The following is a 19,287-nucleotide window of genomic DNA, read 5'->3' as shown; positions in this document are numbered from 1 at the left end:
CCGAGGCCACACGGGGACGGGGCACCCAGGGTCAGCCCAGGGCGGACTTCACCACGTCGGCGAGGCGACCCGCCACCGCGCGGGCCTGCTCGATGTCCGCAGCCTCGACCATCACACGGACCAGGGGCTCCGTGCCGGACGGCCGCAGCAGCACCCGCCCCGTGGTGCCGAGCTCGTGCTCGGCGTCGGTCACCGCCGCGGTCAGCTCGGCGGAGGTGGAGACACGCGACTTGTCGACGTCCGGGACGTTGATCAGGACCTGCGGCAGGCGGTTCATCACCGCGGCCAGCTCGGCCAGCGAGCGCCCGGTCGCCACGACGCGGGCCGCCAGCATCAGGCCGGTCAGGGTGCCGTCGCCGGTGGTGGCGTGGTCGAGCACGATGACATGGCCGGACTGCTCGCCTCCGAGTGCGTAGCCGTGCTCCTTCATCGACTCCAGGACGTATCGGTCGCCGACGGCCGTCTGCACCAGCTCGATGCCCTCGGCTTCCATGGCGAGCTTGAAGCCCAGGTTCGACATGACGGTCGCGACCACGGTGTTCCCGCGCAGGGTGCCCGCCTCTCGCATCGCGAGGGCCAGCACGGCGAGGATCTGGTCGCCGTCGATCTCGTTGCCCTGGCCGTCCACGGCCAGGCAGCGGTCGGCGTCGCCGTCGTGGGCGATACCGAAGTCCGCGCTGTGCTCGACGACCGCGGCCTTGAGCAGGTCCAGATGGGTCGAGCCGCAGTTGTCGTTGATGTTGAGGCCGTTCGGCTCGGCGCCGATGGTCACGACCTCGGCGCCCGCCCGGGCGAACGCCTCGGGCGACACCCGGGCAGCGGCGCCGTGTGCCTCGTCAAGGACGACCTTGAGCCCGTCGAGCCGGTTCGGCAGGACCGCGATCAGATGGGCGACGTACTTGTCGAAGCCCTCGTCGTAGTCGCGGACCCGGCCCACGCCCGCGCCGGTCGGCCGGTCCCACGGAGCACCGGTGCGGTGCTCCTCGTAGACGGTCTCGATACGGTCCTCGAGCTCGTCGGCCAGCTTGTGGCCGCCGCGCGCGAAGAACTTGATGCCGTTGTCGGGCATGGCGTTGTGGCTCGCGGACAGCATCACACCGAGGTCGGCGCCGAGCACGCCGGTGAGATACGCCACCGCGGGGGTGGGCAGCACACCGACCCGCAGGACGTCCACACCCGCGCTCGCGAGCCCAGCCACGACGGCGGCTTCCAGGAACTCCCCGGACGCGCGGGGGTCACGCCCGACGACCGCAGTCGGCCGATGGCCTTCGAACGTGCCCGCCTCGGCGAGTACGTGCGCCGCCGCGACCGAGAGACCGAGCGCGAGCTCCGCCGTCAGATCCGCGTTGGCGACACCGCGCACACCGTCCGTGCCGAAGAGTCGTCCCACTGGTTTCCTCCGAAATCACTCCGGATGGCTCCGGATCGCTTCGAGATGCGAGCCGCTTGGAGCTCCGTGCCTTCTTGCCGTCTATACGCCCGGGATCGCCGGGCGTACCCCCGGTGCGGTCCCGGAGAAGCATCTCCGAAGAGCCGCTGAAACAGAACGCCCCGGCGGGCACCGAGTGCCGCCGGGGCGAACGTATGCCGTACAAGCAGCCGATTAGCGCTTGCTGTACTGCGGGGCCTTGCGGGCCTTCTTGAGACCGGCCTTCTTGCGCTCGACCGCACGGTCGTCGCGGCTCAGGAAGCCGGCCTTCTTCAGCGGGCCGCGGTTGTTCTCCACGTCCGCCTCGTTCAGGGCGCGGGCCACACCAAGGCGCAGGGCGCCGGCCTGGCCGGAGACGCCGCCACCCGCGATACGGGCGATGACGTCGTAGCGGTCGTCAAGCTCGAGCACCTTGAAGGGCTCGTTGACTTCCTGCTGGTGCACCTTGTTCGGGAAGTAGTCCTCAAGGGTGCGACCGTTGATCTTCCACTTGCCGGTGCCCGGGACGATCCGGACACGGGCAATGGCGTTCTTGCGGCGGCCCAGGCCGGCGGCCGGCTGCGGGTCGCCGAAACGGGACGCGAGGGACTCGGAGGTGTACTCGCCCTCGACGGGCACCTCCGACTCGAAGGTGGTGACCTCGGCGTAGGTCTCTTCGCCCTCGACGGGGTACTCAGCGGTGGTCTCGGCCACGATGCTCCTCAGATTCTTTTCGTCTTAGGGGGTGGCCGGACTTACTGCGCGACCTGGGTGATCTCGAACGGAACCGGCTGCTGAGCAGCGTGCGGGTGGTTCTCGCCCGCGTAGACCTTCAGCTTCGAGAGCATCTGACGGCCCAGGGAGTTCTTGGGGAGCATGCCCTTGACGGCCTTCTCGATCGCCTTCTCAGGGTTCTTGTCGAGCAGCTCGTCGTAGCGGACGGAGCGCAGACCACCCGGGTAGCCGGAGTGGCGGTACGCCATCTTCTGGGTCCGCTTGTTGCCGGACAGGTGCACCTTCTCCGCGTTGATGATGATGACGAAGTCGCCAGCGTCAACGTGGGGGGCGTAGATCGGCTTGTGCTTGCCCCGCAGGAGGGTGGCAGCAGTGGTGGCCAGACGTCCCAGGACGATGTCCTGAGCGTCGATGACGTGCCACTGGCGCGTCACATCGCCGGGCTTGGGGCTGTACGTACGCACGGTCGTAGCCTTCGCTTCTTCAGTGATGGGGGTCCACCGGCCCGTAAGGGACGGAGGACGGGGGTCCTGACAAGGCCACCCGGACGATCACGACAGCCCTGGTCGCACATCGGGCGACGCAACCCAAGTGCAGACCGCTGGTCATCGGCCCGGCGGACCTGCGTAAGGGCCCCTCACGTGAGATAGAGCAAGCCGATACGCATAACGAACCAGCAGAATACCCATCGTCCCCCGCACGGGTCAAAACGCCCCCAGCACTCGTGGCACGGAGCAGCGCCGAAAAGCCCGGAAGCGCGGGGCGGGAACCGGGTGGCGACGGTGTGCCCCCACCCGATCGCGGACCCGCGGTCGCGCGCTACCGCACCCGCTCGACCCGCCGCTCGTCCCAGACCGGCTCCGCCGTCTCCCGGACCCGGCCGTCGGAGCCGAAGACCAGGAAGCGGTCGAAGGACTTCGCGAACCAGCGGTCGTGGGTGACCGCGAGGACCGTGCCCTCGTACGCCTCCAAGCCCTGCTGGAGCGCCTCCGCCGATTCCAGGTCCAGGTTGTCCGTCGGCTCGTCCAGCAGCAGCGCCGTGGTGCCGCGCAGCTCCAGCAGCAGGATCTGGAAACGGGCCTGCTGCCCGCCGGAGAGCCGGTCGAAGGTCTGGTCGCCCTGGCGCTCCAGTTCGTACCGGCGCAGGGCGCTCATCGCCCCGCCCCGGTCCTTGGCGTGCTCCGTCCAAAGGATGTCGACCAGGGTGCGGCCCATCAGCTCCGGGTGGGCGTGGGTCTGGGCGAAGTGGCCGGGGACCACCCTGGCGCCCAGCTTCCACAGCCCGGTGTGCGTCACGTCCTCGCCCGCGAGCAGCCGCAGGAAGTGGGACTTCCCGGAGCCGTTCGAGCCGAGCACCGCCACCCGCTCGCCGTAGAAGACCTCCAGCGAGAACGGCTGCATCAGACCCGTCAGCTCCAGGTCCTCGCAGGTCACAGCCCGGACCCCGGTGCGGCCGCCGCGCAGCCGCATCCGGATGTCCTGCTCGCGCGGCGGCTCAGGCGGCGGTCCCGCCTCCTCGAACTTCCGCAGCCGGGTCTGCATCGCCCGGTAGCGCGAGGCCATGTCGGGGCTGATCGCCGCCTGCTGCCGCAGCTTGTGGACCAGGGCCTTCAGCCGGGCGTGCTCCTCTTCCCAGCGCCGCTTCAGCTCCTCGAACCGGGCGAACCGCTCACGCCGCGCCTGGTGGAACGTGGCGAACCCCTCACCGTGCACCCAGACGTCGCTGCCCGCGGGCCCCGGCTCGACCGCGACGATCCGCTGCGCGGCCCGTGAGAGCAGCTCCCGGTCATGGGAGACGAACAGCACCGTCTTACGGGTCTCGGCCAGCCGCTCCTCCAGCCAGCGCTTGCCCGGGACGTCCAGGTAGTTGTCCGGCTCGTCCAGCAGCAGCACCTCGTCGGGGCCGCGCAACAGCGCCTCGAGCACCAGCCGCTTCTGCTCGCCGCCCGACAGAGTGCGCACCAGACGCCACTGGGCCTTGTCGTACGGGACACCGAGCGCGGCCATGGTGCACATGTCCCAGACCGTCTCGGCCTCGTACCCCTGCACCTCGGCCCAGTCGCTGAGCGCCTGCGCGTACCGCATTTGGGCGGACTCGTCGTCCACGGTCATGATCAGCTGCTCGGCCTCGTCCACCGCTCGCGCGGCCTTCCGGATCCTCGGCGTGGCCACCGAGACCAGCAGGTCGCGCACCGTGCGCTCGTCCCGTACCGAGCCGACGAACTGCGGCATGACCCCGAGGCCGCCGCTGGACGACACAGTGCCGCCGTGCGGCTTGAGCTCACCGGAGAGCAGCCGCAGCAGAGTGGTCTTGCCCGCGCCGTTGGCGCCGACCAGCGCGGCCACGCTGCCCTCACCCACCCGGAAGGAGACGTCGCCCAGCAGTGGCCGTCCGTCCGGCAGGTAGTACTCCAGATGTCCGGCCTCAAGATGTCCCATGCGGGGATTGTCACTGCCGGACACGCTCTTGCCCAACAGGTTTAGGATGCGCGGCATGAGCTATGGGGGACCGCAGTGGCCGCAGGAGCCACGCCGGCAGTCCGGTCAGTCGGGTCAGCAGGGCCAGGCGGGCCAGTCGGGGCCCGGGTCGTTCGACGCCTTCGAACCGTTCGAGCCGTACCGCCGACCGGACCACGAGTCGCAGACTCCCGACTGGGCCGCGCTGGCCGATGCCTCCGCCGCGCGCGCCCGCCGCAAGAGGTGGCTGCTGACGGGCGGCGGCGCGCTCGCCACCGCGGCGATAGCCACGCTTGTCGCCACGGCCGTCGTCTCCAACGACACCGACAACGGCAAGGGCGACGCCGACGCGTCCGGCAAGAGCGCGAGTGAGCTGCCCACCGCCCCCGCGCTGCCGGGCGAGAAGGGCGCGGAGCCGTCGTTCTCCTCGGTCGCTCCGCCGCCTCCGCCCAACCCCAAGGAGTTCGTCTCCGACGAGAAGAAGGACACGGCACCGCTCAGCGCCGACACCCTCTTCCCGGGCAAGAAACTGACGATGAGCGGCCGGGTCTACGCCAAGGGCCCGACCGCGCGCACCACTTCCTGCGCGTCGGCCACCCAGGGCTCACTGGGCGCCGCCCTCACCGGCAATGGTTGCGACCAGGTCATCCGCGCCACGTACACCAGGGACGGGGTGGCCGTCACCATCGGCGTGGCCGTCTTCCCCAGCGAGGCCAAGGCCCAGGCCGCGGTCAAGAAGTCGGCCAGGAGTATCGCTCCCCTCTCCGGTTCGGGCGTGGGCGGCTTCTGCAAGGGCGGCCCGGTCTGCCGCTTCGTGGGCAACTCCTACGGCAGATACGCCTACTTCACGACGACGGGGTACCTCGACGGGAAGTCCATCACCAAGGGTGACCGCAAGGCGTTCCAGCCCGGTGACGACCTCGCGGAGTTCGCCTTCCGGCAGATCGTCGCGCGCGGTGCGCGGCAGGCGGAGGCCGCGGCGGCTCAGTGAGCCCGGGTCCCCAGTGAACCCACCCTGCTTTCCTCCCACTCCCCTGTCTTTCTCGGTCACAAAGTCACCGACAGACATCGCCCGGCGGTCGATATGAATCAGAGACCCATCTGATCCGTATCCGATGTCGTCTGATGTCGGCGTACCGCCTGAACTGGGGGCCGCGGTCCCTATCATGTGCGGGCACCACGAGAAAGATGGGGGGACGCGGCCGCGCCACTGGCCGTGAACACGCACATGCACATGCATCACACCACCACCGCACCCGTCGTCAAGGCGGTCATTCCGGCGGCCGGACTCGGCACCCGGTTCCTTCCGGCGACCAAGGCCACCCCCAAGGAAATGCTCCCGGTGGTCGACAAACCCGCCATCCAGTACGTGGTCGAAGAGGCCGCCGCGGCCGGTCTGACCGATGTGCTGATGATCACCGGGCGTAACAAGCGGGCGCTGGAAGACCACTTCGACCGCGCCCATGAGCTGGAGTCACTCCTCCAGGCGAAGGGCGACGCCGACCGGCTGGCCCTGGTCCGCGCGTCCAGCACGCTCGCCACCGTCCACTACGCGCGCCAGGGCGACCCCAAGGGCCTCGGCCATGCGGTGCTCTGCGCCGAGGCGCACGTGGGCGACCATCCCTTCGCCGTGCTGCTGGGCGACGACCTCATCGACCCGCGCGATCCCCTGCTGTCCCGGATGGTGGAGGTACGGCGGCGGTTCGGCGGCAGCGTCGTGGCGCTGATGCCCGTACCCGAGGACCGTATCCACCTCTACGGCTCGGCGGTCGTCCGGCAACCGGACGCAACCGGGGACACCGGTGCCGCCGACGGCGATGTGCGTGCGCTCTCCGGCCTCGTGGAGAAGCCCGCACCCGGTACCGCGCCCAGCAATCTCGCGGTCATCGGGCGCTATGTGCTCGACCCGGAGATCTTCGGGGTGCTGCACGAGACGCCGCCAGGCCGGGGCGGCGAGATCCAACTGACCGACGCCCTGCACACGCTGGCGTCCGACGAGCGCTACGGCCCGGTCCACGGTGTGGTGTTCGACGGCCGCCGCTACGACACGGGCGACCGGGGCGACTATCTGCGCGCCCAGGTGCGGCTGGCCTGCGAGCACCCGGAGCTGGGACCGGCGTTCACCGACTGGCTGCGAAAGTACGCCGCCGCGCTCTGACCTCGGCCTACCCCGATACGAATACGGCCCTTCTCCCGGGTAGTCCGGCTGGACCTGTCCGTCGCCACCCTCACCTGCACCCGCGGTGAGGTCCTGGCCGTCGGCGACAGCTGCCCGCCGATCACCCTCACGGTCAGCATCGCCAAGAGCGCGGCGAGCCAGGTCACCATCACGGCGACCCCGGCCCAAGCCGAAGCCCCCGCACAGTGGTCGCGACGGCCACGGCCGTCCCCGGTCACGGCGCCCGAACCACGGCCACCGCCCCGGGCCCCGGTAGCCCCACGGCAGATCGCATAGGAAAGGCTCCCCGGGCCTGACGAGGCCGGGAAGCCTTTCCGCGTCACAGCGTTCGGTGGCGGCAGGTGCGTGTCAGCAGCAGCCGCCCGCCGCCGCGGCCCGGCCCGCGAGGGGCAGCGTCCTCTTGTTGCGGGCCTCACGATTCCTCGCGGCCAGCAGCTCATCGGCCGGGTAGCCGACTTCCTCCAGCGTCAGACCGTGCGGACGCACCACATGCACCGCCGAGTCGCGCACGCCCGCCGCGAGTACCTTCCCCGGCCAGTCCACCGGCCGGTGCCCGTCACCGACGAACAGCATTGCGCCCACCAGGGAACGCACCATGTTGTGGCAGAAGGCGTCGGCCTTCACGGTGGCCGTGAGAATCCCGCTCGCGTCCCGCTCCCAGCGCAGCTCCTGGAGCGTGCGGATCGTCGTGGCCCCCTCGCGCCTCTTGCAGTAGGCCGCGAAGTCATGCTCCCCGAGCAGCCGTTCGGCCGCCGCGTTCATGGAGTCCAGGTCCAGCGGCCAGTCATGCCACAGCACATGGCCGCGCAGCAGCGGGTCCACACCCCCAGGGTGGTCGGTCACCCGGTAGGCGTATCGCCGCCAGATCGCGGAGAAGCGCGCGTTGAAGCCCGCCGGGGCCTCCTCTGCCTTCCACACCCGCACATCGTGGGACAGCCGCCCCGCAAGCCGCCGCAGCAGCTTGTCGCGGTGCTCCTGCCAGAGCTCACCGGGAAGGTCGACATGCGCGACCTGGCCGCGGGCGTGCACTCCGGCGTCGGTGCGCCCGGCGACCGTCAGTTCATACGTCTGCGACGAGCGGGTCACCGTACGGATCGCGTCCTCGATCTCGCCCTGCACCGTCCGCTGGCCGCGGGTCTGCCGGGCCCAGCCCGAGAAGTACCTGCCGTCGTAGGACAGGTCCAGGCGCACCCGTACGAACCCGGGCTTCACGTCGTCGCTCACGTGTCACATCCTCTCAAGGGAAACGGGCCCGCCCCCACGAGGGGGACGGGCCCGTTCCACGGCCTCAGTCAGAACGCTCAGGCTGTTCAGGCGTCCTTGGACTCCTCGGCCGGAGCCTCAGCGGCGTCCTCGGCCTTGGTCTCCTCGGCCTTGGCCTCATCGGCCTCCTTGACCGCACGCTTGGTGGCGGCCTCGGCCTCGGCGACGGTCGCCTTCTTCGCGATCTCGCCCTCGACGAGCTCGATCACGGCCATCGGGGCGTTGTCACCACGACGGTTGCCGATCTTCGTGATCCGGGTGTAGCCACCCGGACGCTCGGCGTAGCGCGGGGCGATCTCGGTGAAGAGCGTGTGGACGATGCCCTTGTCCGTGATCGTCTGAAGCACCAGGCGACGGTTGTGGATGTCGCCCTTCTTCGCCTTCGTGATCAGACGCTCGGCGACGGGACGCAGACGGCGCGCCTTCGCCTCGGTCGTCGTGATGCGGCCGTGCTCGAAGAGCGACTTCGCGAGGTTCGCGAGGAGCAGCTTCTCGTGCGCGGCGCTGCCGCCCAGACGGGCACCCTTGGCGGGCTTCGGCATGGTGTTTCTCCTTGAGATCTGCACCGGCCGTATCAGGTACCGGTGTCAGGACCCCACAGGCGGACGCCTGCGGGCAGCTATCAGTGAGTCGGTGCCGCGCGCCCCCGAGCGGCACCTGCTCAGTACTGCTCGGTCTCGACGAAGCCCGCGTCCGCGTCGTCGTCGGCGCCGAAGGCGTCCGCGGCGGCGGTCGGGTCGAATCCGGGCGGGCTGTCCTTGAGGGCCAGGCCCATACCGGCCAGCTTCGCCTTGACCTCGTCGATCGACTTCGCACCGAAGTTGCGGATGTCGAGCAGGTCGGCCTCGGAGCGGGCGACGAGCTCACCCACGGAGTGGATGCCCTCGCGCTTGAGGCAGTTGTACGAGCGGACCGTGAGCTCCAGCTCCTCGATCGGCAGCGCGAGGTCGGCGGCAAGGGCGGCGTCCGTCGGGGACGGGCCCATGTCGATGCCCTCGGCGTCGATGTTGAGCTCGCGGGCCAGGCCGAACAGCTCGACCAGGGTCTTGCCGGCCGACGCCATGGCGTCACGCGGACGCATGGCCTGCTTGGTCTCGACGTCGACGATCAGCTTGTCGAAGTCGGTGCGCTGCTCGACACGGGTCGCCTCGACCTTGTACGTGACCTTGAGCACCGGGGAGTAGATGGAGTCGACCGGGATACGGCCGATCTCCTGGCCCGCCTGCTTGTTCTGCACGGCGGAGACGTAGCCGCGACCGCGCTCGACGGTGAGCTCCATCTCCAGCTTGCCCTTGCCGTTGAGCGTGGCGAGGACGAGGTCGGGGTTGTGCACCTCGACACCGGCCGGGGGCGCGATGTCGGCGGCGGTGACCAGACCCGGGCCCTGCTTGCGCAGGTACATCACGACCGGCTCGTCGTGCTCCGAGGAGACGACCAGCTGCTTGATGTTCAGGATGAGGTCGGTGACGTCCTCCTTGACGCCCGGCACGGTGGTGAACTCGTGCAGGACACCGTCGATGCGGATGGACGTGACCGCCGCACCCGGGATCGAGGAGAGGAGCGTACGGCGGAGCGAGTTGCCGAGGGTGTAGCCGAAGCCCGGCTCCAGCGGCTCGATGACGAACCGGGAGCGGTACTCGTCGACAACCTCTTCGGTCAGCGACGGACGCTGAGCGATCAGCATGTCAGTGATCCTTCAGTCGTGGGCGCCCGCTATTTGACGCCCGACGGGCCGCACCGGACAGGTGCGGATACAGCAAGGGTACGGGCGGCACGACCCCGAAGGGGCCGTACCGCCCGGACACTCAGGTCAGGCGCTCGCACGAGGCGATGCCTGGCAGCGGCGCGGCGTCAGACGCGGCGGCGCTTGGGGGGACGGCAGCCGTTGTGCGGCGTCGGGGTGACGTCCTGGATCGAGCCGACCTCGAGGCCGGTGGCCTGGAGGGAGCGGATCGCGGTCTCACGGCCGGAGCCCGGACCCTTGACGAAGACGTCGACCTTGCGCATGCCGTGCTCCTGCGCGCGGCGGGCGGCCGACTCGGCGGCCATCTGCGCGGCGAAGGGGGTGGACTTGCGCGAGCCCTTGAAGCCGACGTGGCCGGCGGAGGCCCAGGAGATCACGTTGCCGGACGGGTCCGTGATCGAGACGATCGTGTTGTTGAACGTGCTCTTGATGTGCGCGTGGCCGTGAGCGACGTTCTTCTTTTCCTTGCGGCGCACCTTCTTGACGGCGCCCTGGCGTCCCTTGGGGGGCATGTATTTCTCCCGTGGAGGTGGTCGGTCCTACAGCGAAGACCGCTTGGCGGTGTCCGGGGAGGCCCCGGATCACACAGTGCGTCCTGCTGAGGACTACTTCTTGCCCGGCTTCTTCTTACCGGCGATGGCGCGACGCGGGCCCTTGCGGGTGCGGGCGTTCGTGCTGGTGCGCTGGCCGTGGACCGGCAGACCGCGGCGGTGACGCAGACCCTGGTAGCAGCCGATCTCGACCTTGCGGCGGATGTCGGCCTGGATCTCACGACGGAGGTCACCCTCGGTCTTGAGGTTGGCGTCCACGTACTCGCGGATCTTGACCAGGTCCTCTTCGGCCAGGTCACGAACGCGGGTGTTCGGGTTCACACCGGTCGCGGCGAGGGTCGCCTTCGACTGGGTGCGGCCGATACCGAAGACGTAGGTGAGTGCGACCTCCACACGCTTGTCGCGCGGGATGTCAACACCGGAAACGCGTGCCATTCAATGGCTCCTGTGGTGTTCGGGGGTCTTCCGCAGAACCACTCCCGGCCGCCGACTCCCCTGAAGGAGGAGTGGTACGTCCGGGTCCCCGGCCCCCGCCGGAGGTGCCGCCGACCCTGAACGGGCTGGGCGGGCTCTGCGTATCTACATGTGTTGCTCGCGTCGCGCGAAGTAACTGCGAAGTGCAGGTGGTCGTGCGTCAGCCCTGGCGCTGCTTGTGGCGCAGGTTGTCGCAGATGACCATGACCCGGCCGTGACGGCGGATCACCTTGCACTTGTCGCAGATCTTCTTGACGCTCGGCTTGACCTTCATGGGATGTGAGGTTCTCCGGGTCAGTGCCAGCACCCCACGGGAGGGGTGAGGGCAAGATCTACTTGTATCGGTAGACGATCCGGCCACGCGTCAGGTCGTACGGAGAGAGCTCCACGACGACCCGGTCGTCCGGGAGAATACGGATGTAGTGCATCCGCATCTTTCCGGAGATGTGCGCGAGGACCTTGTGACCGTTCTGGAGCTCCACCTTGAACATGGCGTTCGGCAGGGACTCGATCACGGTGCCCTCGATCTCGATGGCACCTTGCTTCTTGGCCACGCTTCGCCCTTCGAATCGGCTACCTTGATCGACTCTCCACCCGGGATCCTCATACATTTCTGCACGAAGACATGCGGATACACGAGAGCCGACGCATCAGTCTACGTCAGGCCCCTGGAAAACACGAATCCGGGGAGTTTGCCCAACGACGCTGATCGTTATGCCGGCGGATTACGTCGCGGAACGCGAGAACTCGGGAACCCGAGCCCGACGGACCTCAAGTCCCACCGGACTAGGCAAGCGGGTCCGGGGCCGCCGTGACGCCCAGTTCCGCAAGCTTGGCCTTGCCGCCGTCCACTGCGGTCAGCACCAGCGGGCCGTCCTCGGTCAGCGCGACCGAGTGCTCCCAGTGCGAGGACCAGGTGCCGTCGGTGGTGATCACCGTCCACTCGTCCGAGAGCACCTCGGTGTGCGGGGTACCCAGGGACACCATCGGCTCGATGGCCAGACAGAAGCCGGGGACCAGCTTGGGACCCTTGCCGCGCTTGCGCGTGACGTAGTTCAGCAGATGCGGATCCATGTGCATCTCGGTGCCGATGCCATGGCCCCCGTACTCCTCGATGATCCCGTAGCGCCCGCCGCCCGGCTTCGGCTGGCGGCGGATGTAGGTCTCGATGGCGCGGGAGATGTCGACCAGCCGGTTACCGGCCTTCATCGCGGCGATACCGGCCCACATGGACTCCTCGGTCACCCGGGAGAGCTCGATCAGCTCCGGGGCGTGGCCGCTTCCGACGAACACGGTGAACGCGGCGTCGCCGTGCCAGCCGTCCACGATCGCGCCGGCGTCGATCGAGATGAGGTCGCCGTCCTTGAGCACCGTCTTGTCATCCGGGATGCCGTGCACCACGACCTCGTTCACCGAGGTGCAGATCGTGGCGGGGAAGCCGCCGTAGCCCAGGAAGTTCGACTTGGCGCCATGGTCGGCGATCACCTTGCGGGCCACCTCGTCCAGATCCCGGGTGGTGGCCCCGGGCACGGCGGCCTCGCGGGTCGCCGCGTGGATGGCGGCGACGACCAGTCCCGCCTCGCGCATCTTGGCGATCTGCTCGGGGGTCTTGATCTGCACCATGGAGGACGGCGCCTTTCCGGGTCGGAGAGTGGTCGCGGGTGAACAACCAGTGGGTAATCAACGATACGGCCGCGGCGTCCATGGGACACCGCGGCCGTATCGGCTACAGCGAATGAATCAGATCAGGCGATGGCGCCAGGCCTGCTCGGCCCGGTCAGCCCCGGAGGGCCCCCATGGCCCGCTCGGTCACGTCGGCGACCTTGCCGAGCGCGGAGATCGTCACCACCAGGCCCTGGGCCTTGTAGTAGTCGATGATCGGCTCGGTCTGGGTGTGGTAGACCTCGAGGCGCTTGCGCACGGTCTCCTCTGAGTCGTCATCGCGCTGGTACAGCTCGCCGCCGCAGACGTCGCAGACACCTTCCTGCCGCGCCGGGCTGTAGGTCACGTGGAAGACGTGGGCGCTCTCGTTGCGGCAGATGCGGCGGCCCGCGATCCGCTTCACGACCTCGTCCTCGGGGACCTCGAGGTCCAGCACCGCGTCCAGCTTCATGGCCTCGGTCCTGAGCATCTCGTCCAGCGCCTCGGCCTGCGAGACATTGCGCGGGAAGCCGTCCAGCAGGAAGCCGTTCGCCGCGTCGGGCTGCCCCATGCGGTCCTTGGCCATGCCGATCGTGACCTCGTCGGGCACGAGGTTGCCCGCGTCCATGTACGCCTTGGCCTGCTTGCCCAGCTCGGTACCCTGGCTGATGTTGGCCCGGAAGAGGTCGCCCGTGGAGATGTGCGGGATCGACAGGTTCTTGGCGAGGAACGCGGCCTGCGTTCCCTTGCCCGCACCGGGCGGCCCGACGAGGACGATTCGCATCAGCGGAGGAACCCTTCGTAGTTGCGCTGCTGGAGCTGACTCTCGATCTGCTTCACGGTCTCGAGACCGACACCCACGATGATCAGGATGCTGGTGCCGCCGAACGGGAAGTTCGCGTTCGCACCACCGAAGCCGGCCAACGCCATCGTCGGCACAAGAGCGATCAGACCCAGATACAGCGAGCCCGGCCAGGTGATCCGGTTGAGCACGTAGCTCAAGTACTCAGCAGTAGGTCGACCAGCCCGGATACCCGGGATGAAGCCACCATACTTCTTCATGTTGTCCGCGACTTCCTCGGGGTTGAACGAGATGGCCACGTAGAAGAAGGCGAAAAAGACAATCAGGAGGAAGTACGCGGTGATGTAGTACGGGTGGTCGCCCTTCACGAAGTGCGTTTCGATCCAGGTTTTCCAGCCCGCGTTGGAGTTTGAGAACTGCGCGACCAGGGCCGGGATGTAGAGCAGCGAAGACGCGAAGATGACAGGAATCACACCTGCCTGGTTCACCTTCAGCGGGATGTAGGTGGACGTACCGCCGTAGGACCTGCGGCCGATCATGCGCTTCGCGTACTGCACCGGGATACGGCGCTGAGCCTGCTCGACGAACACCACGAGCGCCACCATCACGAAGCCGATCACGATGACGGTGCCGAACTCGATCCAGCCCTTGGCCAGCTTGCCGCTCTCCTTGATGGCCCACAGGGCGCCCGGGAAGCCGGCGGCGATCGAGATGAACATCAGGATCGACATTCCGTTGCCGATACCGCGGTCCGTGATCAGCTCGCCGAGCCACATGACGACGGCCGTACCGGCGGTCATAGTGATCACCATGGTGGCGGTGACGAAGATCGACTGGTCCGGGACGATCTCACTGCCGACGGCGCAGCCCTGGAACAGCGCACCGCTGCGGGCGGCGGCCACGATGCCGGTGCCCTGGAGGATGGCCAGCGCGATCGTGAGGTAGCGGGTGTACTGCGTGATCTTGGCCGTGCCGGCCTGGCCCTCCTTCTTGAGGGCTTCCAGACGCGGGATCACCACCGTCAGCAGCTGAAGGATGATGCTCGCGGTGATGTACGGCATGATGCCGAGCGCGAAGATGGTGATCTGGAGCAGCGCGCCGCCGCTGAACATGTTGACGAGGCCGAACAGGCTTCCCTGGTTCTTCGACGCCTGCTCCACACAGATCTGGACGTTCTCGTAGCTGACGCCCGGCACCGGGACATGGGCCCCGACCCGGAACAGCACGATGATGCCGAGCGTGAAGAGCAGCTTCTTGCGCAGGTCGGGCGTCTTGAACGCCCGGGCGAACGCGGTGAGCACGGTGCCTCCTGCGACCCCCGCGCAAAGCGTCAGAGGTGACGGTCTTGAGGTTCGACGAATACGTATGGGTCAAGCAGCGAGAGCCGCGCGGTATGCCCGTGGGGCGGCCCTTGCGGCCCTGATTCCCCCTACCGGAGTAGCGGGGAGGGCAGTGCGGGAGTCACACCCCCGGTGAATACAGTGACAACGCTGGTCACCTTACCTGCGAGTGTGCCCCCCTTGGAACGACCAACCGGGGATGCCCCGTTTGGGAGGCATCCCCGGAAGGTGTTCAGGCCATCGGCTCGTCAGACGAGCTCGGTGACGGTGCCGCCCGCGGCGGCGATCTTCTCCTTGGCGGAACCGGAGACGGCGTCAACCGTCACCTGGAGCGCCACGGAGACCTCGCCCTGGCCAAGGACCTTGACGAGCTGGTTCTTGCGCACCGCACCCTTGGCGACCAGGTCGGCCACCGTGACCTCGCCACCCTGCGGGTAGAGCGCGGCCAGCTTGTCCAGGTTCACGACCTGGTACTCGGTGCGGAAGGGGTTCTTGAAGCCCTTCAGCTTCGGGAGGCGCATGTGGAGGGGCATCTGCCCACCCTCGAAGCGCTCCGGAACCTGGTAACGGGCCTTCGTACCCTTGGTACCACGACCGGCCGTCTTACCCTTGGACGCCTCACCACGACCCACACGGGTCTTGGCGGTCTTGGCGCCGGGGGCGGGACGGAGGTTGTGGATCTTCAGCGGGTTCTGCTCCGCCATGATCAGTCGACCTCCTCGACCGTCACGAGGTGGCGGACGGTGTGCACCATTCCGCGGAACTCGGGGCGGTCCTCCTTGACGACCACGGTGTTGATCCCCTTGAGACCAAGCGACCGCAGCGTGTCACGGTGGTTCTGCTTGCTGCCGATGTACGACTTCGTCTGCGTGATCTGGAGACGGGCCATTACGCACCCGCTCCCGCACGCGCACGAAGCAGAGCCGCGGGGGCGACGTCCTCGAGCGGCAGACCGCGGCGGGCCGCGATCTCCTCGGGACGCTGCAGACCCTTCAGGGCCGCCACGGTCGCATGCACGATGTTGATCGCGTTGTCGGAGCCGAGCGACTTCGACAGGATGTCGTGAACGCCGGCGCACTCGAGCACGGCACGCACCGGGCCACCGGCGATAACACCGGTACCGGGGGAAGCCGGCTTGAGCAGGACGACGCCCGCGGCCTTCTCACCCTGGATCGGGTGCGGGATGGTGCCCTGGATACGGGGGACCTTGAAGAAGTGCTTCTTGGCCTCCTCAACACCCTTGGCGATGGCGGCCGGCACCTCCTTGGCCTTGCCGTAACCGACACCCACGGTGCCGTCACCGTCGCCCACCACGACCAGCGCGGTGAAGCTGAAGCGACGACCACCCTTCACAACCTTGGCGACGCGGTTGATCGCGACAACGCGCTCAACGTACGCGGTCTTCTCGGCGGCAGCAGCGCCGCCGTCACGGCCCTTCCGGTCCCGCCGCTCGCCGCCACCGGCACCGCTTCCGCGGCGCTGGGGTCCAGCCATTGGATTTACCTCTCTCTTTTCCGCTAGCTACGAACGGCTTAGAACTTCAAGCCGGCTTCGCGGGCGGCGTCCGCCAGGGCGGCGATGCGCCCGGCGTACTGGTTGCCGCCACGGTCGAACACGACAGCCTCGACGCCGGCGGCCTTGGCACGCTCGGCCACGAGCTGGCCGACCTGCTTCGCCTTCGCCGACTTGTCGCCTTCGCCGCCGCGGATGGACGAGTCCAGGGTGGACGCCGACGCGAGCGTGTGACCCGCGATGTCGTCGATGACCTGAGCCGTGATGCCGCGGTTGGACCGGGTGACGACCAGACGCGGACGCGCCGGAGTACCCGAGATCTTCTTGCGGATGCGGATGTGGCGACGCTTCAGGGAAGCGCCCTTGTAGGCCTTGCCCTTGGCAATCTTCACGCCGTATGCCATGGCTTACTTACCAGCCTTTCCGACCTTGCGGCGGATGACCTCGCCCGCGTACTTCACGCCCTTGGCCTTGTACGGGTCGGGCTTGCGCAGCTTGCGGATGTTCGCGGCGACCTCGCCGACCTTCTGCTTGTCGATGCCCTCGACCGAGAACTTGGTCGGCGACTCGACCTTGAAGGAGATCCCCTCGGGGGCCTCCACCAGGATCGGGTGGCTGTAGCCGAGCTGGAACTCCAGGTTGGAGCCCTTCGCGGCGACGCGGTAACCGACACCGCTGATCTCGAGCGCCTTGACGTATCCCGTGGTCACACCGGTGATCATGTTGGCCACCAGCGTGCGGGACAGGCCGTGCAGGGCCTTGTTCTGACGCTCGTCGTTGGGGCGGGTGACGTTGAGAACGCCGTCCTCACCCTTCGCGATCTCGATCGGCGCGGCAACGGTGTGGGTCAGGGTGCCCTTGGGGCCCTTCACCTGGACCGTACGGCCGTCGATGGTGACATCCACGCCGGCGGGAACCGGGATGGGGAGCTTGCCGATACGCGACATTGCTATTCCTCCGTTCCCGACTACCAGACGTAGGCGAGGACTTCCCCACCCACGCCCTTCTTCTGCGCCTGCTTGTCGGTGAGCAGACCGTGCGACGTGGAGATGATCGCCACGCCCAGGCCGCCGAGCACCTTCGGCAGGTTGGTGGACTTCGCGTACACCCGGAGACCGGGCTTGGAGATCCGCTTGATGCCCGCGATGGAGCGCTCACGGTTCGGGCCGAACTTCAGCTCGAGGACGAGGTTCTTGCCGACCTCGGCGTCCTCGACCTTCCAGCCCGTGATGAAGCCCTCCTGCTGGAGGATCTCCGCGATGTGCGACTTGATCTTGCTGTGCGGCATCGTCACGGAGTCGTGGTATGCCGAGTTCGCGTTACGCAGACGGGTCAGCATGTCCGCGATCGGATCAGTCATGGTCATGAATTGGCCTTCGGCCTCTCTCGCCGGGGTTTCCTGTATGTGCCATCCCTCTCCCCGCACAGGGGCGGGACGGGTGCGGCACGGGGACCTACGGCGTAGTAAGTCGTATGGGCGACGGGCGCCCAACCCCACAAGCCTACGGCATATGGGGGTGGGCCCCGTCGACCAGTTGCTTACCGAGAGCCTCCGGTAATCCCGAAGTGAGGGATTACCAGGAGCTCTTGGTCACGCCCGGCAGCTCGCCACGGTGAGCCATCTCACGAAGGCACACACGGCACAGGCCGAACTTGCGGTACACGGAGTGCGGACGGCCGCAGCGCTGGCAGCGGGTGTACGCGCGCACACCGAACTTGGGCTTACGAGCAGCCTTGGCAATCAGAGCCTTCTTCGCCATCTCGCTTACGCCTCCTTGAACGGGAAGCCGAGGTGACGGAGAAGGGCACGGCCCTCAGCGTCGTTGGTCGCCGTGGTCACCACGGTGATGTCCATACCCCGGACGCGGTCGATCTTGTCCTGGTCGATCTCGTGGAACATGACCTGCTCCGTGAGACCGAAGGTGTAGTTGCCACGGCCGTCGAACTGCTTGGGGGACAGACCGCGGAAGTCGCGGATGCGCGGCAGCGCGAGCGACAGGGTGCGGTCCAGGAACTCCCACATGCGGTCGCCACGGAGCGTGACGTGGGCACCGATCGGCTGGCCCTCACGCAGCTTGAACTGCGCGATGGACTTGCGGGCCTTGGTGACGGCCGGCTTCTGACCGGTGATCGTGGTGAGGTCCTTGATGGCACCCTCGATCAGCTTGGAGTCGCGGGCGGCGTCGCCCACACCCATGTTGACCACGATCTTGACGAGGCCGGGGACCTGCATGACGTTCTCGTACGAGAACTCCTCACGCAGCTTGCCCGCGATCTCCTCGCGGTACTTCGTCTTGAGACGCGGAGTGGTGGTGGTAGCCATCAGATGTCCTCACCCGTCCGCTTGGCAACGCGAACCTTGTTGCCCTCGTCGTCGAAGCGGTAACCGACGCGGGTCACGACCTTCTTGCCGTCCTTCTCCACGACGAGCTGAACGTTGCTCACGTGGATCGGGGCCTCGGTGGTGACGATGCCGCCGGCCTGCGAGGCACGACCCGGCTGGTTGGCCTTCGTGTGCTTCTTGACCCGGTTGACACCCTCGACCAGGACACGGTCCTCGCGGGGGAAGGCCGCGATGACCTTGCCCTGCTTGCCCTTGTCCTTACCGGTGATGACCTGGACCAGGTCGCCCTTCTTGATCTTCATGCTTACAGCACCTCCGGCGCGAGCGAGATGATCTTCATGAACTTCTTCTCGCGCAGCTCACGGCCCACGGGGCCGAAGATACGGGTGCCGCGAGGGTCGCCGTCGTTCTTCAGAATGACAGCGGCGTTCTCGTCGAAGCGGATGTACGAGCCGTCCTGGCGGCGGCGCTCCTTGACGGTGCGAACGATGACCGCCTTGACGACGTCACCCTTCTTCACGTTGCCACCGGGGATCGCGTCCTTGACGGTGGCGACGATGACGTCACCGATGCCCGCGTAGCGGCGGCCCGAACCACCGAGAACACGGATGCAAAGGATCTCCTTGGCACCAGTGTTGTCGGCGACGCGAAGCCGCGACTCCTGCTGGATCACGTCTATCTCCTGATCGTCTGCCGGTTCCCGGTGGGGGGGCGGGTCCGGACCCCCCCGCGCCCGGGGGGCAGATAGGGTGGGGGGGGGGCCCCCCGGGGGGGCGTCGCCCGCGCCTCCAGCGGGGTGACCCAGGCGGACACGGAGGTGGCGAATGACTTGCCGAG

General features: G+C 67.9%; 26 protein-coding genes. 2 read left to right on the top strand and 24 right to left on the bottom strand.

The features are described from left to right. Nucleotides 1–31: 31 nt before the first annotated feature. From glmM to ACFWI9_RS15525, 4 genes are all read right to left on the bottom strand, one after another. Nucleotides 32–1,390, bottom strand: coding sequence for a phosphoglucosamine mutase (glmM, locus tag ACFWI9_RS15540; RefSeq protein ID WP_387162182.1), 1,359 nt, complete (start codon nucleotides 1,388–1,390; stop codon nucleotides 32–34). A 213-nt stretch (nucleotides 1,391–1,603) separates the two neighbouring features. Continuing rightward, nucleotides 1,604–2,122 (bottom strand): 30S ribosomal protein S9, encoded by a 519-nt coding sequence (rpsI, locus tag ACFWI9_RS15535; RefSeq protein ID WP_387162180.1) that lies wholly within the window; start codon nucleotides 2,120–2,122, stop codon nucleotides 1,604–1,606. Nucleotides 2,123–2,163: 41 nt separating this feature from the next. Further along, nucleotides 2,164–2,607: a 50S ribosomal protein L13 gene (gene rplM, locus ACFWI9_RS15530; RefSeq protein ID WP_387162179.1), complete on the bottom strand. Its 444-nt coding sequence runs from the start codon at nucleotides 2,605–2,607 to the stop codon at nucleotides 2,164–2,166. Nucleotides 2,608–2,962: 355 nt separating this feature from the next. Further along, a complete protein-coding gene (locus ACFWI9_RS15525; protein WP_387162177.1) occupies nucleotides 2,963–4,582 on the bottom strand; it encodes an ABC-F family ATP-binding cassette domain-containing protein in 1,620 nt (539 codons plus the stop codon). A gap of 55 nt (nucleotides 4,583–4,637) precedes the next feature. Here ACFWI9_RS15525 and ACFWI9_RS15520 point away from each other — a divergent pair, with 55 nt between their 5' ends. Together ACFWI9_RS15520 and ACFWI9_RS15515 are read left to right on the top strand one after the other, a co-directional pair. Continuing rightward, nucleotides 4,638–5,591, top strand: coding sequence for a hypothetical protein (locus tag ACFWI9_RS15520; protein WP_387162176.1), 954 nt, complete (start codon nucleotides 4,638–4,640; stop codon nucleotides 5,589–5,591). Nucleotides 5,592–5,834: 243 nt separating this feature from the next. Then, nucleotides 5,835–6,758 (top strand): UTP--glucose-1-phosphate uridylyltransferase, encoded by a 924-nt coding sequence (locus ACFWI9_RS15515; protein WP_387162175.1) that lies wholly within the window; start codon nucleotides 5,835–5,837, stop codon nucleotides 6,756–6,758. Nucleotides 6,759–7,127: 369 nt separating this feature from the next. On the opposite strand, the gene truA is transcribed toward ACFWI9_RS15515, so the two are convergent. The 20 genes from truA to rplN all read right to left on the bottom strand — a co-directional run bounded on the left by truA (nucleotide 7,128) and on the right by rplN (nucleotide 19,123). Next, nucleotides 7,128–8,003: a tRNA pseudouridine(38-40) synthase TruA gene (gene truA, locus ACFWI9_RS15510; RefSeq protein ID WP_387162173.1), complete on the bottom strand. Its 876-nt coding sequence runs from the start codon at nucleotides 8,001–8,003 to the stop codon at nucleotides 7,128–7,130. An 86-nt stretch (nucleotides 8,004–8,089) separates the two neighbouring features. Next, nucleotides 8,090–8,584: a 50S ribosomal protein L17 gene (rplQ, locus tag ACFWI9_RS15505; RefSeq protein WP_290350890.1), complete on the bottom strand. Its 495-nt coding sequence runs from the start codon at nucleotides 8,582–8,584 to the stop codon at nucleotides 8,090–8,092. 119 nt (nucleotides 8,585–8,703) lie between these two features. Beyond that, entirely contained in the window at nucleotides 8,704–9,726 is a 1,023-nt protein-coding gene (locus ACFWI9_RS15500; protein WP_023587013.1) for a DNA-directed RNA polymerase subunit alpha, read from the bottom strand. 167 nt (nucleotides 9,727–9,893) lie between these two features. Beyond that, entirely contained in the window at nucleotides 9,894–10,298 is a 405-nt protein-coding gene (gene rpsK / locus ACFWI9_RS15495; protein WP_017949643.1) for a 30S ribosomal protein S11, read from the bottom strand. Nucleotides 10,299–10,391: 93 nt separating this feature from the next. Further along, nucleotides 10,392–10,772: a 30S ribosomal protein S13 gene (rpsM, locus tag ACFWI9_RS15490; protein WP_004946638.1), complete on the bottom strand. Its 381-nt coding sequence runs from the start codon at nucleotides 10,770–10,772 to the stop codon at nucleotides 10,392–10,394. 199 nt (nucleotides 10,773–10,971) lie between these two features. Beyond that, a complete protein-coding gene (gene rpmJ, locus ACFWI9_RS15485; protein ID WP_003956441.1) occupies nucleotides 10,972–11,085 on the bottom strand; it encodes a 50S ribosomal protein L36 in 114 nt (37 codons plus the stop codon). A 58-nt stretch (nucleotides 11,086–11,143) separates the two neighbouring features. Next, nucleotides 11,144–11,365, bottom strand: coding sequence for a translation initiation factor IF-1 (infA, locus tag ACFWI9_RS15480; RefSeq protein ID WP_003956442.1), 222 nt, complete (start codon nucleotides 11,363–11,365; stop codon nucleotides 11,144–11,146). 232 nt (nucleotides 11,366–11,597) lie between these two features. Continuing rightward, complete coding sequence (map, locus tag ACFWI9_RS15475) at nucleotides 11,598–12,434, bottom strand: type I methionyl aminopeptidase (RefSeq protein ID WP_387162171.1); 837 nt, start codon at nucleotides 12,432–12,434, stop codon at nucleotides 11,598–11,600. A 154-nt stretch (nucleotides 12,435–12,588) separates the two neighbouring features. Beyond that, nucleotides 12,589–13,236, bottom strand: a complete 648-nt coding sequence (locus ACFWI9_RS15470; RefSeq protein WP_387162169.1) for an adenylate kinase — start codon at nucleotides 13,234–13,236, stop codon at nucleotides 12,589–12,591. Then, nucleotides 13,236–14,555 carry a preprotein translocase subunit SecY gene (gene secY / locus ACFWI9_RS15465; protein ID WP_387162167.1) on the bottom strand — a complete coding sequence of 440 codons (1,320 nt, stop codon included), beginning with the start codon at nucleotides 14,553–14,555 and terminating at the stop codon, nucleotides 13,236–13,238. Before secY ends, ACFWI9_RS15470 begins: the two co-directional genes overlap by 1 nt. A 287-nt stretch (nucleotides 14,556–14,842) precedes the next feature. Beyond that, on the bottom strand, nucleotides 14,843–15,298 hold the full coding sequence (gene rplO / locus ACFWI9_RS15460; protein WP_387162166.1) for a 50S ribosomal protein L15: 456 nt from the start codon (nucleotides 15,296–15,298) through the stop codon (nucleotides 14,843–14,845). Between the two features lie 2 nt (nucleotides 15,299–15,300). Beyond that, on the bottom strand, nucleotides 15,301–15,483 hold the full coding sequence (gene rpmD / locus ACFWI9_RS15455; RefSeq protein WP_387162165.1) for a 50S ribosomal protein L30: 183 nt from the start codon (nucleotides 15,481–15,483) through the stop codon (nucleotides 15,301–15,303). Then, complete coding sequence (gene rpsE, locus ACFWI9_RS15450; protein ID WP_005313527.1) at nucleotides 15,483–16,088, bottom strand: 30S ribosomal protein S5; 606 nt, start codon at nucleotides 16,086–16,088, stop codon at nucleotides 15,483–15,485. The genes rpmD and rpsE overlap by 1 nt, the downstream gene beginning before the upstream one ends. 38 nt (nucleotides 16,089–16,126) lie before the next feature. Further along, the gene (rplR, locus tag ACFWI9_RS15445) at nucleotides 16,127–16,510 is read right to left on the bottom strand and encodes a 50S ribosomal protein L18 (RefSeq protein ID WP_338677245.1); all 384 of its coding nucleotides are present in this window, start codon (nucleotides 16,508–16,510) and stop codon (nucleotides 16,127–16,129) included. Between the two features lie 3 nt (nucleotides 16,511–16,513). Continuing rightward, on the bottom strand, nucleotides 16,514–17,053 hold the full coding sequence (gene rplF, locus ACFWI9_RS15440) for a 50S ribosomal protein L6 (RefSeq protein ID WP_387162163.1): 540 nt from the start codon (nucleotides 17,051–17,053) through the stop codon (nucleotides 16,514–16,516). A 20-nt stretch (nucleotides 17,054–17,073) separates the two neighbouring features. After that, on the bottom strand, nucleotides 17,074–17,472 hold the full coding sequence (gene rpsH / locus ACFWI9_RS15435; RefSeq protein ID WP_338677247.1) for a 30S ribosomal protein S8: 399 nt from the start codon (nucleotides 17,470–17,472) through the stop codon (nucleotides 17,074–17,076). A gap of 208 nt (nucleotides 17,473–17,680) precedes the next feature. After that, nucleotides 17,681–17,866 (bottom strand): type Z 30S ribosomal protein S14, encoded by a 186-nt coding sequence (locus tag ACFWI9_RS15430; RefSeq protein WP_003956452.1) that lies wholly within the window; start codon nucleotides 17,864–17,866, stop codon nucleotides 17,681–17,683. A 5-nt stretch (nucleotides 17,867–17,871) separates the two neighbouring features. Then, complete coding sequence (gene rplE / locus ACFWI9_RS15425) at nucleotides 17,872–18,429, bottom strand: 50S ribosomal protein L5 (RefSeq protein ID WP_153486744.1); 558 nt, start codon at nucleotides 18,427–18,429, stop codon at nucleotides 17,872–17,874. Beyond that, nucleotides 18,429–18,752 carry a 50S ribosomal protein L24 gene (rplX, locus tag ACFWI9_RS15420; RefSeq protein ID WP_387162162.1) on the bottom strand — a complete coding sequence of 108 codons (324 nt, stop codon included), beginning with the start codon at nucleotides 18,750–18,752 and terminating at the stop codon, nucleotides 18,429–18,431. The genes rplE and rplX overlap by 1 nt, the downstream gene beginning before the upstream one ends. 2 nt (nucleotides 18,753–18,754) lie before the next feature. Then, a complete protein-coding gene (rplN, locus tag ACFWI9_RS15415; RefSeq protein ID WP_003956455.1) occupies nucleotides 18,755–19,123 on the bottom strand; it encodes a 50S ribosomal protein L14 in 369 nt (122 codons plus the stop codon). Nucleotides 19,124–19,287 lie beyond the last annotated feature (164 nt).

The organism is Streptomyces sp. NPDC127084 (genome assembly GCF_042724175.1).
Classification (GTDB): domain Bacteria; phylum Actinomycetota; class Actinomycetes; order Streptomycetales; family Streptomycetaceae; genus Streptomyces.
The sequence above is the reverse complement of the archived record's forward strand: the minus strand, read 5'-3'. Positions and strand labels throughout refer to the sequence as shown.

Coding starts and splice junctions, on each gene's coding strand:
- ACFWI9_RS15525 (WP_387162177.1), bottom strand. CDS start 4,582: ATGGGACATCTTGAGGCCGGACATCTGGAGTACTACCTGCCGGACGGA.
- ACFWI9_RS15520 (WP_387162176.1), top strand. CDS start 4,638: ATGAGCTATGGGGGACCGCAGTGGCCGCAGGAGCCACGCCGGCAGTCC.
- ACFWI9_RS15515 (WP_387162175.1), top strand. CDS start 5,835: ATGCATCACACCACCACCGCACCCGTCGTCAAGGCGGTCATTCCGGCG.
- rplQ (WP_290350890.1), bottom strand. CDS start 8,584: ATGCCGAAGCCCGCCAAGGGTGCCCGTCTGGGCGGCAGCGCCGCGCAC.
- ACFWI9_RS15500 (WP_023587013.1), bottom strand. CDS start 9,726: ATGCTGATCGCTCAGCGTCCGTCGCTGACCGAAGAGGTTGTCGACGAG.
- rpsK (WP_017949643.1), bottom strand. CDS start 10,298: ATGCCCCCCAAGGGACGCCAGGGCGCCGTCAAGAAGGTGCGCCGCAAG.
- rpsM (WP_004946638.1), bottom strand. CDS start 10,772: ATGGCACGCGTTTCCGGTGTTGACATCCCGCGCGACAAGCGTGTGGAG.
- rpmJ (WP_003956441.1), bottom strand. CDS start 11,085: ATGAAGGTCAAGCCGAGCGTCAAGAAGATCTGCGACAAGTGCAAGGTG.
- map (WP_387162171.1), bottom strand. CDS start 12,434: ATGGTGCAGATCAAGACCCCCGAGCAGATCGCCAAGATGCGCGAGGCG.
- ACFWI9_RS15470 (WP_387162169.1), bottom strand. CDS start 13,236: ATGCGAATCGTCCTCGTCGGGCCGCCCGGTGCGGGCAAGGGAACGCAG.
- rplO (WP_387162166.1), bottom strand. CDS start 15,298: ATGGCGGAGCAGAACCCGCTGAAGATCCACAACCTCCGTCCCGCCCCC.
- rpmD (WP_387162165.1), bottom strand. CDS start 15,483: ATGGCCCGTCTCCAGATCACGCAGACGAAGTCGTACATCGGCAGCAAG.
- rpsE (WP_005313527.1), bottom strand. CDS start 16,088: ATGGCTGGACCCCAGCGCCGCGGAAGCGGTGCCGGTGGCGGCGAGCGG.
- rplR (WP_338677245.1), bottom strand. CDS start 16,510: ATGGCATACGGCGTGAAGATTGCCAAGGGCAAGGCCTACAAGGGCGCT.
- rplF (WP_387162163.1), bottom strand. CDS start 17,053: ATGTCGCGTATCGGCAAGCTCCCCATCCCGGTTCCCGCCGGCGTGGAT.
- rpsH (WP_338677247.1), bottom strand. CDS start 17,472: ATGACCATGACTGATCCGATCGCGGACATGCTGACCCGTCTGCGTAAC.
- ACFWI9_RS15430 (WP_003956452.1), bottom strand. CDS start 17,866: ATGGCGAAGAAGGCTCTGATTGCCAAGGCTGCTCGTAAGCCCAAGTTC.
- rplE (WP_153486744.1), bottom strand. CDS start 18,429: ATGGCTACCACCACCACTCCGCGTCTCAAGACGAAGTACCGCGAGGAG.
- rplX (WP_387162162.1), bottom strand. CDS start 18,752: ATGAAGATCAAGAAGGGCGACCTGGTCCAGGTCATCACCGGTAAGGAC.